A 15,964-nucleotide genomic window follows, 5' to 3' on the forward strand; every position below is an offset into this window, starting at 1 on the left:
GACTGATGCCCAATGAAAAAGGAGCACTGATGGTGTGGTCATTGGCGCTCCTTTTTCATTTTTTCAGAAGGAGGTCCGATGAAGCTGATGACCGGCCTGGCAATCGGGTTGATCTGTCTGGGCGTGGTCCTTCCGGCAGCCCAGGCCCAGGATGCCAGGGAACGGGTGCAGCCCGCGTTAGGCCATTACCGCGGAAAGGCATCCTAGGCCACCGTTGAAATGGTGATTCACCGCCGTCGTGGCAACACAGGATAACTATGGACGCCTGAACCAGCGGTCCGCCGGGCGATCGAAGACGCGCATTCCTTCGGGTCTCATGAACTTCTCCTTATCGGCCTGTCTTGAAAAGCGTTGCATAGACCGACACGGACGCGACAATGATAAACCCATGCACCAGACGGGTCCAGAACCCGGAGAACCCCGCACTGATGATCCCGGCTTCGATGATGCCGATGATGACGGCGCCGATGAGGGTGCCGTAGATCGTCCCCTCTCCGCCGAAAACGGAGGTCCCCCCGATAAAGATGGCAGCGAAGACGAGCAGCAGGTACCCCTCTCCCTGAGTAGGCCACCAATTGGCCATTTCCATGCACACCATAACGGAGACAAAGGCGCTCACCGTGCCCATGAACGTGAAGAGCAGAATCCGCACGCGATCGGTGTTGATCCCCATCAGCCTCGCGGTGCGGATGTCGTCGCCGATGAACAGAACATGATCGCCAAAGATGTGGCGGTTCAGGATCAGCATGAGCAGTAGTGCAATGCCCAGGCACCACAGGGCTTGGGCGGGCAGGACACCGCCGATCCGTCCCACAAAAACGTGGTGGAGCCATGTTTCCCGCACCGGCGCCATGCTGCGGGCCAGGCCATCGGCCAGAAGGGACGACAGCCCCCGCCAGAAGAACTGGGTCCCGATGGTGGCGATGATGGACGGAACGCCGATCCGGACGATCAGCAGCCCGTTGAGATAACCGGCGAACGCGCCGACGACAAGGGCCGCTATCCACCCCAGCAAAGGGTTCTGGGTCTTGAGAAAAACGTCGGCGAAGGTCAGGCCGGACATCGCCATCACCGCAGGAAACGACAGATCCAGTTCTCCGGCGATCACCAGAAAGGTCAGCCCCAGGGCCAGAATGGTGACGAAGGGAATTGTGGAGGCGAATGAGATGTAGATCCGAGGGCCGAGGAACGTCGCCGGGCTGGCTATCATGAACACGGCCAACAGGCCCATCAGAAGGCCGGAAACCCCAGCCTGGATCTTGAAGCGGTGCAGCAATACAGGGATCATGCCCCCCCCGTGCCGGGACCGGCCTGGATTCCCATCAGCCGTACGCCGAGTTCTTCCGGGGACAGGTCCTTCTTTAAATACTCGCCGACCATTTCACCCCGGTCCATCAGCACGATCCGATGGGCGACCCGATAGACATGGCTCACGTTGTGGGAAATGTAGATGCAGGCCTTGTCCCGGTCCACGATTCCGGCCACGAAGGTCAGCACTTTTTCCACCTCGTTCAGCGAGAGGGCCGTTGTGGGTTCGTCAAGAATGACGATCGAAGAATCAAAATACATGGCCCGGCCGATGGCCAGCCCCTGGCGCTCTCCGCCGGAGAGGGTGCGCACGCGGGCATCGGTGCTGATCCCCACGCCCCGGAGACCGACGTGTCGTTGCAGGACATCCAGCGTAGCCGTTTTTTGCTCCGCAACCCGGATGAAGCCGAATCGATTGACGATGGGGCGGCCCAGGAAGGTGTTTCGCCAAAGCGGTTGCTTCTCACCCAGCGAACGATCCTGAAACACGGTTTCGATGCCCAACTGGCGGGCACGGCGGACGTTGTAGGCTCCAAAATCGATCCTCCGGCCGCCGATGACCAGCCGGCCGCTGTCCGGCGCATGGACGCCGGCCAGCACTTTGATCAGGGTCGATTTGCCGGCCCCGTTATCTCCCACCAGCCCGAGGATCTCTCCGGGGAAGAGATCCAGGCTGACCGACTTCAGGGCCGTCACACCGTTGAACGATTTGCTGACCTCCCGCAGGCTCATGCACGGCGTCCGGGAAGGTTTACCCGGGCCGGTCGTATTCATTGGCTATCGAATACCGCGCTTGGCCAGCGGCGCGATAAGGTGGATATTCTCCTTGGTGATCATGCCGCCGCCCGTATCGATTTTCAGTCCGGTAAACCCATAGCGTTTGGTCAGAACGATCTGCGCCACCCCGAAATAGCCCAACAGGTAGGGCTGCATTTCCAGGACGACATCCACGTAGTCATGCTCGATGGCCGTGGCCGTGGCAGGCGAAAGCGAGAAGCCGCCCACGAAGATTTCGTCGGGGCCGACACCCGCGGCTTTCAGGAAGTTCTCCATCTGAGAAGTCAATGCGCCGTGATCGATCAGCATCATCTTGCAATCCGGATGGCTCGCCAGATAACCAGTGACGATGGGAGTGCCCAGGGCCGTGTCCTTACTGATCTCGGGGCTGATTTCGATATAGTCCACGACCATCCCGGCCTCTTCCAGAGTTCGAATCATGGCCCGCGCCCGGCGCCCGCGTTCCTGCAAGACCTTCTGGCCCCAGACAAAAACCCGGCTGCCTTTCTCGATCCCGGAACGGGAAAGCGCTTCCCGGGTCATGTTCGTTCCCATGATGTCCGGATCGGTGTCGAGCACACCGAACCCTTTGGATTGATATTCTTCACGGATTTTGGGAAGGTCCGTATCCACGCAGGTGACCAGGACGCCCGCGTCCATGGCCTCCTTGACGAAAGGCGCATAGGCGTCGTCTCCGGGATGACCCATGATCACAACGCCGGCGGGACGGGCGGCAACCGCCGTCTTGAAATTCTCGATCATCTTCTCCGGGTTCCAGTCGGAGTAGAGCAGTTTAAGGGTACACCCCATATCCGCCGCCGCCTGCATGGCGCCTTTTTGGACAATGGTGTTGTAAGGTCCGCCCACGGGACCGCCGGTGTCGTACCAGACCGTGAGTCCTTTGCCGAGCGGCTCCAGTTGGCCGGCGAGCGCAACAGGGCAAAGTGTCAGCAATGCAAGGGCGCTAATCATCATAAGACAGCGGATCTTTTTCATCATTTCGGCTCCTTCGGATCGGATTGGGGGATCAGGATCATACGCGCCGTTGATGGTCTCGTAAAAGGTCGCATTTCCGACGGATTCGTAAGAAGCCCGAGATCAAGGCTTGCGAATCCTGAGGAATGAGGCGTACTGAGCGTACTCCGCAGTGACGAAGGATACGCGTAACGCCGATATCGGGCTTCTTACGAATCCGTCAACGTTGGGATCTGATAGATCAGCACTCCTAATGTGTCAAATTGCTAATTCCTATCAGCGTAGGGTCTTCTGACCAGGATTGTCTATTGGGATTGAGAAAGGGGTTTGGAATATATTTTCAGGTTGCTCGCCGTTTCAGCGGCGGTCAAAAAAATATGCGGCTTTGGGACTCTGGGGTCTCCTATCAAGAACCCACTTCAGCTTGACGGGCTGAGACCGTCTATTAAAGCGGCGGCATTCTGGCCGAGGACATCGTGGTTATATCCCCCTTCCAGGATGGCGAAACAGCCACCGCTGTTTTTACGGGCGGAGTTGATCACCATTCGTCCCATGGCGTGGTAGTCCTGGGTAAGCAGCAGCCTCCCCCAATCGTTGATATGATGGTCGAAACCTGCCGATATGCCGATGATGTCTGCCGGATGCGCCTCGATAAAGGTCTCCACCTCCCGGAGATATCTGTCGCGGGTACGGCTTGTCGGATTGCAAATCGTCACCCAGCTGCTATGATCCAGAATGTTTACATTGCCGTCGCCGTAATGGAGGTCAAAGTCAAGAATGGCAGCGGTTTCGATCAAGCCCTCATCCTTGAGAGTCAGCAGCGCCACCGCCATGTTGTTGAAATAGCAAAAGCCCCAGCAACTGTCCCCGGAGGCATGGTGACCGGGTGGCCGAATGGCGCCAAAGGCAGGTGCTTCAAGGCCCAGCCGAGCCGCCTGGATGGCGCCGCCTGCTGCAAGTGCGGCAATGTCGTAAAGCCCCTCCTGGCGGACGAATTCAATGTGCTCGATCGTATGCGCCAGTGCGATTTGCGCCTCGGTGGCCGGTTCTGCTTCAATCAGCTCCGTGCCTGCCGGAAGTGCATTCATCACCGCCTCAATTCTTCCGGCCTCCGCAGCCGGGTCGGATGTGTATACCGGGTAAAAACTATGACTGTAGATGACTTTCATCGATCCGTACTCCAAGACATTCATTGTTAGGGTCGCGGCAAGAAATATCGCATGTAGCCAGGGTTGCACACTTTAAAGGGCATACAACAACACATTAGACATATGATTTCAAAACTGGTCAAGCATTTTGAAACCGTTTGTCGCCTTTCAGATCACATGCATAAAAATTGACGGCAGCGTTATTGCCGCCATAAAGATCAATCGTCCACGTAATCCCTTGACTGCACCGCGCGACAACGGTTATCCTATCTCACGATCCACCCATTGAGTTCCACTCCCACAAAAAATCACCAAGAGCACCGAGCGCATGAACAAGCTTGAGTTGGTCCAGGCATTAAATGATAAAAGGACAATATGATGACAAAAGAATTTCAAATACCAGAGGAAGTCTTGAAGCACCCTGCATGGTTCCGTTTACAAGATCAAATGAAGTGGTATTCCAAAGAAAGTGCGAAAAATAAACAGAGGTACTACCAGTTAAAAATTTGCCAGATTATCTTAGCAAGTTTGATACCTATTATTTCGCTAAGTGGTTATCCAATTACAAAGTTGATTATGGCATTGTTTGGTGCAGCAATTGCGATAATCGAAGGAATTCAGCAACTCTTACAATATCATTCCCTTTGGTTAGGATACCGATCAACAAACGAACAATTAAAGCATGAGCAATATTTATTTCTTTCTCTTAGTGGCCCATATAGAAATTTAAACTACGAAGAAGGCTTACTATTGCTGGCAGAAAGGATAGAGGAGCATATTTCAAAAGAACATGCTAAATGGGTTAATACAACGAATAAAGTATCCGAAAAAAGAAATTAAATACAGTCGCCACAAGATATAGTGTTTTTCTAATTTTTAATTTTATCAGATTATAGATATTCGCAAATGGATTGATACGTATTTCACCCACTATATAAGAGACAGTATCACTTCAAATGCGATGAACTATAGGTTGATTTATCTGGAAAAAAACAGGTCGCTTAAAACTGGACAGGTCTTTGTAATGAGTCAATTTAGGCGATTGACGGAAAAGAATATACCAGGATGCGCAGGATTTTCATTCGTATTCAAGGCGGGCTTTTTTACGCATAGTGGGGCTATGTGTGGAAAAGCCCAACGCGGAAGACGGATGAAAAGACACGCAGGCGGGTATATTCTTTGACAGAAATCGCCTTAAGACAAACTTCCTCCATCTGCGTTGACAGACGAGTTCAAACAACTGGTTGGTGGGGCAAGGGAGAAGTATTTGAATGAGAATCCGCCGAATGGCACATTTGGGCACAGTCATTCTGGCCGTGCCCTTTCTTTATCTTGCCATCACCCACATATCCCATGCCACGTCCAGATTCCCTGCTCTATTGTAAAATCCTTAAGAAAAACTCCGCCGCTGGCCACAAAGCCCAAGTAATCATCTTTGTTGTTTAAACACTGGAAGTTGGTTTTGCGGGTATCGACGCGCCCTTCGCACCTGTCGTTAGAGTGACTCTGAGATTTATTTTCAGCCATGGTGCCACCTCCTTCATTGAATATGGCTGTTCACTCATGTAAGCAGCAAAGGATGTGCCACTTGGCAATCGGCTGAAGTGTGGTGCTCGCTGCTCATGCTGCCCGATCATTTGGGAAATGACTGTCACCTTTTTTTACAAGATGGAAAGAAAACAAACGACGGTCGGTACCGCAGTTAGGGGGTCGCCCTTGGGTTGCCATCGGCAATAAGGGCCCTGGCAAAACCACCTTTAAGCGTGCCGTTTCAGGATATGCCGTCCAGACAGCGCGCCGCAATCTCCACCGGATGCATCACCGGCCGGCTGCCCAGCTGGGCCATCTGCATCTCGCAGGTGGGACAATCGGTGACGGCTACATCGGCGCCGGAGGAATCGATCAGGCCCATCAGGTGGTTGCCGATGGTGCGGCTGAGCGATTCATTTTTGGCGGCCAGGCCCCAGGTGCCGGCCATGCCGCAGCAATGACTCTTCAGCGTTGCAAGGGTCAGCCCCGGCACGGAACCCATCAGGCTCGCCGTGCACTGCGGATCGGGCTGGATTTTGAGATGGCAGGGTTGATGATAGGCCGCCGACAGGTTGACCGGCCGCATGCCGGCCGCAGCCATGGCGGGCTGCACCAACCGGCTGAAGTGAATCACCTTCTCGGCCACCTGGCGAATCAGGGGCGTGTTCAGAAGATAGCCCCACTCTTGCAGAAGGGCCAGTCCGCAGGAGGAGCAGGTGACCACGACATAATCCACGCGGCTGAGCAGATCCCCCCAGCGGGCCAGGTTCCGGCGGACCTTCTCCCGCGCCGCATCGGCCATGCCCTTGGTCAGCAGGGGCAGGCCACAGCAGTGCTGTACCGGCGTGTAAACGGTCATCCCCAGCCGGGTCAATGTCTGTACCAAAGCCCTGCCGATACCGGGTCGGATGTAACCGGCGTAGCAACCCGAAAAATAAATCACCCGTTTACCGCCGCTGCCGGCCACCGGCGGAACCTGCCGGAAGAGCGATTCCCGGGCCATGGCCACAAACGGCCGGTGCCGGCTGACGCCGGTGAGCAGTTCTCCTGCCCGGCGGGCCAAACCGAACCGCAGGACCGGTGCCAGCCCTCGGGAAAGCCGGCCACCGTAACGGCCCAAGGTTTCCACGCCGGTCACCAAGCGACTGTGCAGCGTGGGGCCGAAACGCCGCACATAGGCCGCGCGGGCCTCCAGGGCCAGTTTGGGGATATCCACGTTGGACGGGCACTCCAACCGGCAACTGCCGCAGCCCACGCACTGGTCGATAACCGCCTGAAACGCCTTCTGATACAAGGCGCCATCGTCCAGGGCGCCGCTGATCAGCGCCCGCAAGACGTTGGCCTTGGCTTTGGGTGCCGCGGCCTCCCGGCGGGTGAACTTGTAAATGGGGCACATCCGGGTGGCCGTGGTCAGCGTGGTGCACTTGGTGCATCCGTGGCAACGCTCGATAGCGGCCTGCCAGCCCGATGGCCAGTTGAGACTGCGAAAGTTTAAATTCTGCGGCCGGTAGCCGGTGCCATAGCGCAGGTGGCGCATCATCTGGTCCGCGGTCGAGGCGGTTTTGATTTCCGGGTTCAGCAGGTTGTCGGGATCAAGCAGCCGTTTGGTTTTCCGGAAAAGCGGGAAGAGCGCCGGGTATTGCCGCCTGACGTAGGCACTGCGCAGTCGACCGTCACCATGCTCCCCCGAAACGACCCCGCCCAGCCCGCTGACCAGGTCGAAAACACCGTCGGCCAGGGTTTTGAGCAGCCCGACATCCGCAGGGTCCTTGAGGTTCAGCAGCGGCCGGGTGTGCAGCAACCCCTTGGCAATGTGGCCGTAAACCACGAAACGCACCTGGTGTTGGTTGAGCAGGGCGTAGATTCCCGTGAAGTACTCCACCAGCCGGTCGGTGGGCACCACCGCGTCCTCGATGAGAGCCAGAATCTTCTTCTCACCCTTGAGCTTGTAGAGGATCGGCACGGCGGCCTTGCGGATGGCCCAGAAACGGGCCTTTTCCTGGCTGGAGACGGACAGATGGGCATCGTTGGTCAGCTCCCTGGCAGCCAGAAGCGCCAGCACCTGCCGCCCCAATGCTTCGGTCTCCTCAGACCGCCGGCCGTCGAACTCCACCATGAGAACATTGTCGATACCCGCGGGGATCCGCTGGCCAAGCAGCGGGTCACTGGCCCGGGCCAGTTCCAAGAGCGATTTATCCATCACCTCGATGCCGGCCGGCTGCATGGGCAGGATCGCCTGAACCGCCCGGGCGGCCTTATGGATCGTGTCGAAAAAGGCCACCACCAGGCTGTCATGGGCAGGCTTGTCCATCAGCCGGAATTTGAGGCGCGTGGCGATTCCCAGGGTGCCTTCGGCGCCGCAAAAGAGGTGCTGCAGGTGCAGCCGGCCATCCTTGACCAGCCCGCGCAGGTTGTACCCGGCCACATTGTGGCTGACCGCCGGATAGCCCGTTTCGATGGTTTCGCGGTGGTCCAGGTAGCATTGGGCCAGCCGCCCGAAGGGATCGGGAAGTTCGCCCATGGGAATGGTTGACAGCGCCGCTAGGCTGACCATCTGGCCGGAAGCCAGGACCACCTCGGCGTCCATGAGATAATCGGCGACATTGCCGTACTTGACCGCATGGGCGCCCGAAGCGTTGGTCGCCACCATCCCGCCCAGGCTGGCGTATTCCCCGCTGGAAGGATCCGGCGGGAAAAAAAGGCCGCTGCCGGCAAGGGCCGCCTCCATTTCGCCGAGACGGTAACCCGGCTCGCATTCCACGGTTTTTGCATCCCTATCGATGCGGATCAGCCGGTTCATATGGCGGGTAAAATCGACGACCATGCCACGGCCCAGGGCGGATCCGCACAAGCCGCTGCCCGCGCCCCGCGGATGGACGGAAAGGCCGTGGCACCGGGCAAATTCGAGCGTGGCCACCACATCCCGGGTGTGCCTGGGGTAGACCACGGCCTCCGGGCGTATGGAAAAGATGCTGGCGTCGGTGGCCAGCATGCATCGATCGATGGGCGTTCGGGCCAGGTCGCCATCGATCTGACTGGCCAGCGATTCAAATTCTGCGGTCAGCATTTCCTTGGATCCATTTCTTATTCCTTTTCCTCAAACTCTTTCCACGGGTAGTCAATCACTTCCAGCAGCACGCCATTCATTTTCCTGGGATCCACAAAGGCGAATTCACAATCCCGGAAGGGCCGTGCACCGCCGATCAGGGGGTAGTCTTTTTTTTCCAGTTCATCCATGGCCTCACGGGTATTGTCAACATTGAGGCTGACCAGCATGACCCCCTCCCCGCGTTTCTCGATAAACCTGGCCACATCCCCGTCGGGAGTGGTTGACTCCATCAGTTCAAAGCCGATCTCTCCGATCCAGTATCTCGCCACCCTGATTTTCTCGGGTTCATCGATGTAGGCGTCATCCGGTTCGGTCTTGCCCAACACCGGCTCCCACACCTTGCGCGCCGCTTCCAGGTTTTTTACCGCAATACAAATATGATCGACTTTGTTTACCTTCATAAAAGCCCCCTTGGTTGTTGGATCCGTCAAGCCCCGCAGATCCGGCAGATTCATGGTAAGAGTGGTGGGGTAGCACCCCGGAACGTTGAAAACAAGGATAAAGGCGGGGGCATGGGAACCCATCGCAAAATGCCGATATGAGTGACCGCGTTTGGATTGTTTTTTTTTTCGCGGGCATGGCCCCGCTCCTACGCTTGTCAATCGCTTGGTTCTACATCTTTTTCCGTAAGAGCTGGCCATGCCTGCGACCATACTTTTCTAATCCGGCTTCCAAATGCCGTCACCCTGAAATGCCGACAGCCCGCTATTGACAGATCTATCCGATCCCATTTTATGATACAGAAATTTCAGTTTGACTGGGTGAGATTTGCCCAATATAAATCGATAGGATACATTTTCTTAACACTATTTGCCGCCATCGGGATCAAGCTTGCCGCAACGGAACAGTTATGAATACGACCGATCTGATCGTCCTGGCAGCCATGGCCGTTGTGGTCGCCGTCGCATTGGGCGCCTTTGTGCCCATCACGAAATATCTGTTTGACCGCGGCCTGGTCGACCGTAACCAACAGGCGCCGAACATTATCGATTTCTACAAAACCTATGTGGCCCATACCCGAAAAACCACCGGACGGATCGGGACCGCATTCTGGGTTCACGCTGTTTCCGCCGGTCTTTTCATCGTCATCGGTGTGGGATACACGATCTTCCGGTTCATTTTGCCGCGATTGGGCTAAGGCGATTGGCAGATACAGTTCGCGGCTTGGATGAAGGCATAAAAACGCAAACCCGTGGTTACCAGTCATGTCCGATCAAATCAGCCAGAAGCACGAGATGATCCGCAATTCGGTGAGGGAATTTGCCGAAGCGGAAATCAAACCGATCGCCGGCAAACTTGAAAACGAAGCCGTGTTTTCGGTGGAACTGACCCGGGCCATGGGGGCCATCGGCCTGTTCGGCATGGTGGTGCCCGAAGCCTACGGCGGCCAGGGACTGGACTACCTCGCCGACATCATTGCCGTTGAGGCGTGGAGCCGATGCCGGCCACGGGGAATGCGGTTACCGCAGCGCCGCCTTGACGGCCAATCCGATGGTTTCAACGGTATAGGGTTTCTTGACATATTGCGCCACGACCAGCTCGATGGCCTCCCGAACACGATCGGTTTCGGAAAAGCCACTGGCAATGATCGCCGGCTGGCCGGGATGGATTTCGCAAATCCGCCGGTACGTGTCGAGACCGTCAGGACCGGGGTCCATGACCATGTCCAGCAAAACCAGGTCGACCATGCGGGTGGAAAGATAAGCAACGGCCGCCGCCCCGTCTCCGACACAGACCGGACAATAGTTCAGCCGTTTGAGAATCCCCGAGGCAATCATGCGCTGCTCTTTCACATCATCCACAATCAGAATCGTTTGTCCGCGCCCCAGATAACCGTCCATGGGCAATGCGGCTCTGGATGAATCCGGTTCCTGGCGGGTGGCGGGGAAGTAAAGTTCAAATGTCGTCCCCTCTCCTTTGACACTGTGAACGTCAATATACCCCTTGTGGTCCTGCACCGTTGCCCATACCACGGCCATGCCCAGGCCGGTGCCGCTGCGACCCATGACCTTCTTGGTGTAAAAGGGTTCGAAAATGCGTTTGAGATCCTCCGGCGGGATCCCGATGCCTTTATCTTCGACCCGCAGAACCACATAGTCGCCCTCCGCGACATTGTCATAACCTTCGATCAGCCGGTCCACGTAACGGTTTTCCGTCGTGATCAGGATTCGGCCGCCCCTGGGTTGCGCCTCAGCCGCGTTCGAGACCAAATTCATGATGGTCTTTTTCAGGTGGATGCCCGAGCCGCTCAGGTTCAGCAGGCTGGCCTGAAGTCGGCTTTCGATCCGAACCGCCGGATGAAAGGAGAGCAATTTTTCAAATTCGGGCGAGTCGAGATATTCGCTAATCAGCTGGTTGAGATCCAGCACCGCTACGGTAACCACGCCCCGACGGGCCAGGGTCAGCAGATCCTGTACGATCTCCGCCGCCCGCTGGCCGGCCTGCTGAATGGTCAATATGGGATCGCGCAGCGGGCTGTCGGCGGGCAGGTCAAGCAACAGTAATTCCGGATAGCTGACGATTCCCGACAAAACATTATTCAAATCATGGGCCACGCCACCGGCCAGCAGCCCCAGCGCCTCCATTTTCTGGGCCCGCCGAAGCTGCTCCTCCTGGATGCGCGACTGGGTAATATCATCGAAGATCCCCAATACCGCATAGATCGACCCCGTCGTATCCATCAGGGGCGTCAGCATATATCGGAGATAAACGGATTTCCCCCAACTTGTCTCGTAGGCCCCTTCATAGGTTCCCGCGATTCCGCCGACCAGACCGTCGTCGAGCTGCTCGATGAATTTTGTCAGAGCCAACCGATGGGAGCGAAACAGATTTAACGCCAGTGCGGCCTTAAGTGACGGGAAGCCGAACATCTCAATGAATTTAGGGTTGGCATCGCTGATCGCTCCGTCATTGTCGATGGTAATAATGCCCAGCGGCGCATGCGCCACCAAGGTACGAAACCGCCGTTCGCTGACGCGCAGGGAGGCCTCCACCGTTTTGCGTTTGGCGATATCCTGGCGGGTCTGCATCAGTGTCTGTTTCAGATCGCCCAGCATCAGTGCCGTTGTCACTGTGATCAGAACATTGATCAGCATGAAATTGATGCTCATCACCGACCATTTTTCAACCATATGATCAAAGGGCTGTGACCACAACGGCGCTCCGCCGGCGATAAAAAAACCAGTCCCCACTAATATGCACAGATTGATCAGCAACGACCCGACAGCGGCCTTGACACCGAGAAGGGCGGCGGCCATCACCGACGCACCAAACAACCAGATATAACCGGCGCCCAAGGGTCCCAGGGAAAGCATCAATCCGGTACCAAGGGCATACAGGATGATGCATACCCCCCATGCACGGAGGATAAACGGTAACCGTCTGCCAAACAGAATGGCCACGGTGGTCAGATACGCCATCGCATCCAGAAAGGCCACAATCCACAACGACTCGCGGACGGCCAGCACCACAGACGGAATCAGGGCGATCATTCCAAGCGTACCGGCCGTAAAACAGATCAGAAAAACAATCCGCTCCCGCCAGAACGTCAGGGGGTCGCCCTGCCACGCATAGGCCGGTATAAAATGGTGCTCGCATACGCGCCAGACCGCCAGGCCTTTTTCGATAAAGAGGGTTACCAATCTCACAACATTCTCCCGTCGCCGGTCGTGGTTTGATCTGGATGGATGGTACGGGCGACCAGATCACTGCCGGCGAATTTCCCGGAGGGTCTCTTCAAACTGCGGCGTCAGCGGGCCGCCAAGCTGGATCGCGTGCCGGATGGCCTCAAGGGCATCGTCGGCGCGACCCTGATCCATGAGCACCTGGGCAAGGTTGTTGAAGGCGGCACCGTCGTGGGGAAAATTGACAGTGGTTTCCCGGAAAACGGCTTCAGCGGCTTCAAGGTCTCCGGATTCGTACAAACAGGCCCCCAAGCCCAGTCGGGCGGCCAGGCTGCCGGGCCAGCGGGCCAGGGCACTCCGGTAAGCCCGGGCAGCCACGGTCCATTTTTTCAGTCGTTCAAGTGGGCCTACGGCGCGCAGGTAATCCGCTTCTTCGGCACGATCCGGCAACCGTGATGGCGGCAGCACCACAAGCCCCCAGTAATCCCCGCGCCGCCAGGTGCGGTTGAAGCGCTCCAGAGCCACATGCTTTTCCTGCGTCACACCGGAATGCAGAATGACGTTGCCCTTCTCCAGGTCCAGTCCGATCACCACCGCATAGTGCCAGACCGGGTACCAGGCCAAGCCGAGATTCTGGAGCACGATCACCGGATTTCCGGCCCGGAGCTCATCCAAAAGCGCATCGGGAGCAGGCAGGAGCCAGGCAATCCGGTCATGCCGGCGCACCGCTGCGATCATGGCCGACTGGAGGCTGCCTTTTTTCGAGAGGGTGAAAACTTCGGGAGTGAGATCATCCGGCGAAAGATGAACACCGCTCCACGAAAGCGCCATGGCCAGGGCAGCCGGTCCGCACTGGTAAACCTTCTGGGGAAAAAAGGGAACACTGTCTATCAGGTATCGGGGGGAATCCGCCAGCGGCAAGTCGGACCGTCTGAACCCTGCCGGCCCGGTACAACCCGTCATCGCCAGGACCGGCAACAGGATCAGCAAGAAAAGCAGGCACCATCCGGCGGCCGCCGGTGAATGGCCGCCGCTTTTTCGATCAATGGTGTTTTTTGACAAAAGGAAAAATATCGGTGTACCCCATGATATCGGTAATCAGCAGCACAATGAAGACAATCAAGGAAGCACCAACAATCACGCCCACGGTGCTGCCACCGGCCGGCAACTGGTCCATGCGATCGGCCAGGGCAGTGATCTCGGCGTCCGACAGGCTGTCGATGCGGGACGTGGCTTCCTGGACGTCGATGCCTTGGGAGACCAAGGCCTGCCGGACATCCTCGCGGGCCAGAACGGCATGCACGGTGGCGCGCGATTCGGCGACGCGACCGGCATCCAAAACCGTCTCGGCGGAAATCATGGCCGCCATGACCTGCTGATAGGGCGTAAAGATCACCATCATGAAAATGGCCAGGAACAGGCTGACCGGTCTTGCCAATGTTCGTACCTTTCTCATTCATCACCTCTCTTTTATTTAGGGCAGGATACGATCAAACCCCTCGACCCGACGGGAGAATCGGGCCATGGACGGCCTGCGGGGCAGTTGCCAACGGGCTCGACTGCACGGTGGCGTTTCTTTTAGATCTCAAGGTGGTGAAAAAGTCAAGCCGTCTGTGAGAAGGCTGGAGAGGTGCTGAGGGTGGGCGTCAATAGGTATCGAGCGCCTCGGGAAGCGATTCGACAAAAGCCCGGATTTCATCGCGCACACGGCAACGGCTACATGAAATAATTGAAAATATAGCCCACCAGCAGAATGCCTGTCCCGACAACGCCGATGAAGGTGCCGATCAAGCGCGGTTTGAGCACTTTGCGCAGGATGATCATCTCGGGCAGCGACAGGGCGATGACCGACATCATGAAAGCCAGCACCGTGCCCAGTGCGGCCCCTTTGCCCAGCAGGGCCTGGACAATGGGGATGATGCCGGCGGCATTGGAATACATGGGGATGCCGAGCAGCACCGACAACGGCACCGACCACCAGGCCGACTTGCCCATGAACGCGGCCATCATGCCTTCGGGGACGTATCCGTGAATGCCGGCGCCCACGGCAATCCCGAGCATAACATAGATCCAGACCTTGCCGACGATTTCGCGAACGGCATCAAAACCATAGCGAATCCGGGCCGCCCAGTCCTGGGCATCTTCGGGCAGATCCACTTTTCCCGCCTGAATCTGGAAAACCCACTCTTCCAGGTGGCGTTCCATTTTCATCCGCCCGATGACCCAGCCGGCCACCATGGCGATGCCAAGACCGGTACCCAGGTAAATCGCCGCCACTTTCCAGCCGAACAGACCGTACAGCAAAACCAGGGCCACCTCGTTGACCATGGGGGCGGCGATCAGAAAGGAAAAGGTCACGCCCAGGGGAACCCCCGTGGTCACGAATCCCAGGAAAAGCGGTACGGCCGAGCAGGAGCAGAAGGGGGTGACAATCCCCAGCAACGCGGCCAGCACGTTGCCCGCGGATTCGCGCTTCCCGGCCAGGATGGCCCGCGTGCGTTCCAGCGTAAAAAAGGAACGCACGACCCCCACGCCAAAAACCACCAGGGTGAGCAGCATGATCACTTTGGGGGTTTCGAAGACAAAAAATTCGACGGCACTGCCAAAGTGGCTGGTCATCGAAAACCCCGCCAATCGCGACAACAAATGCGTAAACAGTTCGGCAAGGCTGGACAGATGGCGATACATCAGAAACCATATGGCCACCAGCAATATGCTCCCGGTCATATATAAGGTTCCGGGTGACAGGTGGGTGACAGCGGCTGAAATGAGCGTCCCGCCCGTTCTTTTCGTGTTGAAGCCACTGCCTGCGGTTTTATTATTTTCAGGTGTCATGACGCACGTCCCTTTCATGCTGTGTCCGCCCTTCGGTAGTTTCACTTCTGACAGTCACAACTGATATTACCGGCAATGATCGCTTTCCACTCACCGAGCACATCGTGAGTCCAGCAGTCATCGGCACCGGCGGCTTCACGCATGGTCAGGGCCAGGATGTAAGACAGTTCCTTGACCGTCGCACCGGCTTCCAGGGCCCCCTTGAAATGTTTCAGAACACAGGGTTTCGAGCGCCCCTTGATGGAAAGGGCAAAACAGATGAATTGGTAGGTCTTCTCATCGATGCTCCGTTTGCTGGCATACAGAGCATCCATCTCATCGAGCATTTCGGCGAATTCGGGGAAAAATTCGGCTAACATCCGCATGTGCTATATCTCCTTTTTGGTTATCGACACGTTTCCCGTCCCTTAACGCGTGGCCTACCGAATCCAGGCCATTACATCTTTCTTCTTGGGCACTTTGCCCACTATTTTCACCTCGCCGTCGACCACCACGGCCGGTGTGCCGAATACCCCATAACCGGCAATCTGCATGACGTCGGTGACTTTCTCTACGGTTGCGGTCACACCGCTTTCGGCAACGGCTTCCTTAACGATCTGTTCTGCCTGTTTGCATTTGGCGCATCCGGGTCCCAATACTTTGATCTCCATTTTTTTCTC

16 protein-coding genes and 1 pseudogene are annotated in these 15,964 nt (G+C 56.9%); 4 read left to right on the plus strand and 13 right to left on the minus strand.

The genetic code is table 11. From position 1 onward, the window contains the following. Positions 1-78 precede the first annotated feature (78 nt). Positions 79-207, plus strand: a complete 129-nt coding sequence (locus GN112_RS34810) for a hypothetical protein (protein WP_269434895.1) — start codon at positions 79-81, stop codon at positions 205-207. Between the two features lie 121 nt (positions 208-328). On the opposite strand, the gene GN112_RS08030 is transcribed toward GN112_RS34810, so the two are convergent. From GN112_RS08030 to GN112_RS08045, 4 genes are all read right to left on the minus strand, one after another. Further along, positions 329-1,288: an ABC transporter permease gene (locus GN112_RS08030; RefSeq protein ID WP_155309733.1), complete on the minus strand. Its 960-nt coding sequence runs from the start codon at positions 1,286-1,288 to the stop codon at positions 329-331. Further along, positions 1,285-2,040 (minus strand): ATP-binding cassette domain-containing protein, encoded by a 756-nt coding sequence (locus GN112_RS08035; RefSeq protein WP_231716961.1) that lies wholly within the window; start codon positions 2,038-2,040, stop codon positions 1,285-1,287. Before GN112_RS08035 ends, GN112_RS08030 begins: the two co-directional genes overlap by 4 nt. Before the next feature lie 45 nt (positions 2,041-2,085). After that, positions 2,086-3,084 (minus strand): sugar ABC transporter substrate-binding protein, encoded by a 999-nt coding sequence (locus GN112_RS08040; RefSeq protein ID WP_231716962.1) that lies wholly within the window; start codon positions 3,082-3,084, stop codon positions 2,086-2,088. A 395-nt stretch (positions 3,085-3,479) separates the two neighbouring features. Beyond that, complete coding sequence (locus GN112_RS08045; RefSeq protein WP_155309735.1) at positions 3,480-4,229, minus strand: arginase family protein; 750 nt, start codon at positions 4,227-4,229, stop codon at positions 3,480-3,482. Between the two features lie 354 nt (positions 4,230-4,583). Between GN112_RS08045 and GN112_RS08050 the strand changes: the two genes are divergently transcribed. Continuing rightward, on the plus strand, positions 4,584-5,048 hold the full coding sequence (locus tag GN112_RS08050; protein WP_155309736.1) for a DUF4231 domain-containing protein: 465 nt from the start codon (positions 4,584-4,586) through the stop codon (positions 5,046-5,048). Positions 5,049-5,546: 498 nt separating this feature from the next. Here the strand turns inward: GN112_RS08050 and GN112_RS08055 are convergent, their stop codons facing one another. The 3 genes from GN112_RS08055 to GN112_RS08065 all read right to left on the minus strand — a co-directional run bounded on the left by GN112_RS08055 (position 5,547) and on the right by GN112_RS08065 (position 9,248). After that, a complete protein-coding gene (locus GN112_RS08055; protein ID WP_155309737.1) occupies positions 5,547-5,735 on the minus strand; it encodes a hypothetical protein in 189 nt (62 codons plus the stop codon). Between the two features lie 244 nt (positions 5,736-5,979). Then, the gene (locus tag GN112_RS08060; RefSeq protein WP_155309738.1) at positions 5,980-8,805 is read right to left on the minus strand and encodes an FAD-binding and (Fe-S)-binding domain-containing protein; all 2,826 of its coding nucleotides are present in this window, start codon (positions 8,803-8,805) and stop codon (positions 5,980-5,982) included. Between the two features lie 17 nt (positions 8,806-8,822). After that, positions 8,823-9,248: a VOC family protein gene (locus GN112_RS08065; protein WP_155309739.1), complete on the minus strand. Its 426-nt coding sequence runs from the start codon at positions 9,246-9,248 to the stop codon at positions 8,823-8,825. 449 nt (positions 9,249-9,697) lie between these two features. Here GN112_RS08065 and GN112_RS08070 point away from each other — a divergent pair, with 449 nt between their 5' ends. Both GN112_RS08070 and GN112_RS35170 read left to right on the plus strand, forming a co-directional pair. Then, the gene (locus GN112_RS08070) at positions 9,698-9,985 is read left to right on the plus strand and encodes a hypothetical protein (protein ID WP_155309740.1); all 288 of its coding nucleotides are present in this window, start codon (positions 9,698-9,700) and stop codon (positions 9,983-9,985) included. 97 nt (positions 9,986-10,082) lie between these two features. Beyond that, positions 10,083-10,283 (plus strand): annotated as a pseudogene (locus GN112_RS35170) (acyl-CoA dehydrogenase family protein); the annotation flags it as partial. A 24-nt stretch (positions 10,284-10,307) separates the two neighbouring features. Here GN112_RS35170 and GN112_RS08080 read toward each other — a convergent pair. From GN112_RS08080 to GN112_RS08105, 6 genes are all read right to left on the minus strand, one after another. Beyond that, the gene (locus GN112_RS08080) at positions 10,308-12,494 is read right to left on the minus strand and encodes an ATP-binding protein (RefSeq protein WP_155309741.1); all 2,187 of its coding nucleotides are present in this window, start codon (positions 12,492-12,494) and stop codon (positions 10,308-10,310) included. A 57-nt stretch (positions 12,495-12,551) separates the two neighbouring features. Further along, on the minus strand, positions 12,552-13,532 hold the full coding sequence (locus tag GN112_RS08085) for a PA2778 family cysteine peptidase (protein WP_155309742.1): 981 nt from the start codon (positions 13,530-13,532) through the stop codon (positions 12,552-12,554). Continuing rightward, a complete protein-coding gene (locus GN112_RS08090; protein ID WP_155309743.1) occupies positions 13,513-13,926 on the minus strand; it encodes a PA2779 family protein in 414 nt (137 codons plus the stop codon). The genes GN112_RS08085 and GN112_RS08090 overlap by 20 nt, the downstream gene beginning before the upstream one ends. A 260-nt stretch (positions 13,927-14,186) precedes the next feature. Continuing rightward, the gene (locus tag GN112_RS08095; RefSeq protein WP_331457516.1) at positions 14,187-15,305 is read right to left on the minus strand and encodes a permease; all 1,119 of its coding nucleotides are present in this window, start codon (positions 15,303-15,305) and stop codon (positions 14,187-14,189) included. Positions 15,306-15,346: 41 nt separating this feature from the next. Further along, entirely contained in the window at positions 15,347-15,670 is a 324-nt protein-coding gene (locus GN112_RS08100) for a carboxymuconolactone decarboxylase family protein (protein WP_155309744.1), read from the minus strand. A gap of 54 nt (positions 15,671-15,724) precedes the next feature. Then, positions 15,725-15,955 carry a thioredoxin family protein gene (locus tag GN112_RS08105; protein WP_155309745.1) on the minus strand — a complete coding sequence of 77 codons (231 nt, stop codon included), beginning with the start codon at positions 15,953-15,955 and terminating at the stop codon, positions 15,725-15,727. Between the last annotated feature and the right edge of the window lie 9 nt (positions 15,956-15,964).

This window comes from Desulfosarcina ovata subsp. ovata (assembly GCF_009689005.1).
Lineage (GTDB): Bacteria > Desulfobacterota > Desulfobacteria > Desulfobacterales > Desulfosarcinaceae > Desulfosarcina > Desulfosarcina ovata.

What these genes read in the sequence shown, in the direction of transcription:
- GN112_RS08105 (WP_155309745.1), bottom strand. Translation starts at nt 15,955, where the DNA reads ATGGAGATCAAAGTATTGGGACCCGGATGCGCCAAATGCAAACAGGCA.
- GN112_RS08090 (WP_155309743.1), bottom strand. Translation starts at nt 13,926, where the DNA reads ATGAGAAAGGTACGAACATTGGCAAGACCGGTCAGCCTGTTCCTGGCC.
- GN112_RS08070 (WP_155309740.1), top strand. Translation starts at nt 9,698, where the DNA reads ATGAATACGACCGATCTGATCGTCCTGGCAGCCATGGCCGTTGTGGTC.
- GN112_RS08035 (WP_231716961.1), bottom strand. Translation starts at nt 2,040, where the DNA reads ATGAGCCTGCGGGAGGTCAGCAAATCGTTCAACGGTGTGACGGCCCTG.
- GN112_RS08060 (WP_155309738.1), bottom strand. Translation starts at nt 8,805, where the DNA reads ATGCTGACCGCAGAATTTGAATCGCTGGCCAGTCAGATCGATGGCGAC.
- GN112_RS08045 (WP_155309735.1), bottom strand. Translation starts at nt 4,229, where the DNA reads ATGAAAGTCATCTACAGTCATAGTTTTTACCCGGTATACACATCCGAC.
- GN112_RS08050 (WP_155309736.1), top strand. Translation starts at nt 4,584, where the DNA reads ATGATGACAAAAGAATTTCAAATACCAGAGGAAGTCTTGAAGCACCCT.
- GN112_RS08030 (WP_155309733.1), bottom strand. Translation starts at nt 1,288, where the DNA reads ATGATCCCTGTATTGCTGCACCGCTTCAAGATCCAGGCTGGGGTTTCC.
- GN112_RS08065 (WP_155309739.1), bottom strand. Translation starts at nt 9,248, where the DNA reads ATGAAGGTAAACAAAGTCGATCATATTTGTATTGCGGTAAAAAACCTG.
- GN112_RS34810 (WP_269434895.1), top strand. Translation starts at nt 79, where the DNA reads ATGAAGCTGATGACCGGCCTGGCAATCGGGTTGATCTGTCTGGGCGTG.
- GN112_RS08040 (WP_231716962.1), bottom strand. Translation starts at nt 3,084, where the DNA reads ATGATGAAAAAGATCCGCTGTCTTATGATGATTAGCGCCCTTGCATTG.
- GN112_RS08055 (WP_155309737.1), bottom strand. Translation starts at nt 5,735, where the DNA reads ATGGCTGAAAATAAATCTCAGAGTCACTCTAACGACAGGTGCGAAGGG.
- GN112_RS08100 (WP_155309744.1), bottom strand. Translation starts at nt 15,670, where the DNA reads ATGCGGATGTTAGCCGAATTTTTCCCCGAATTCGCCGAAATGCTCGAT.
- GN112_RS08095 (WP_331457516.1), bottom strand. Translation starts at nt 15,305, where the DNA reads ATGACACCTGAAAATAATAAAACCGCAGGCAGTGGCTTCAACACGAAA.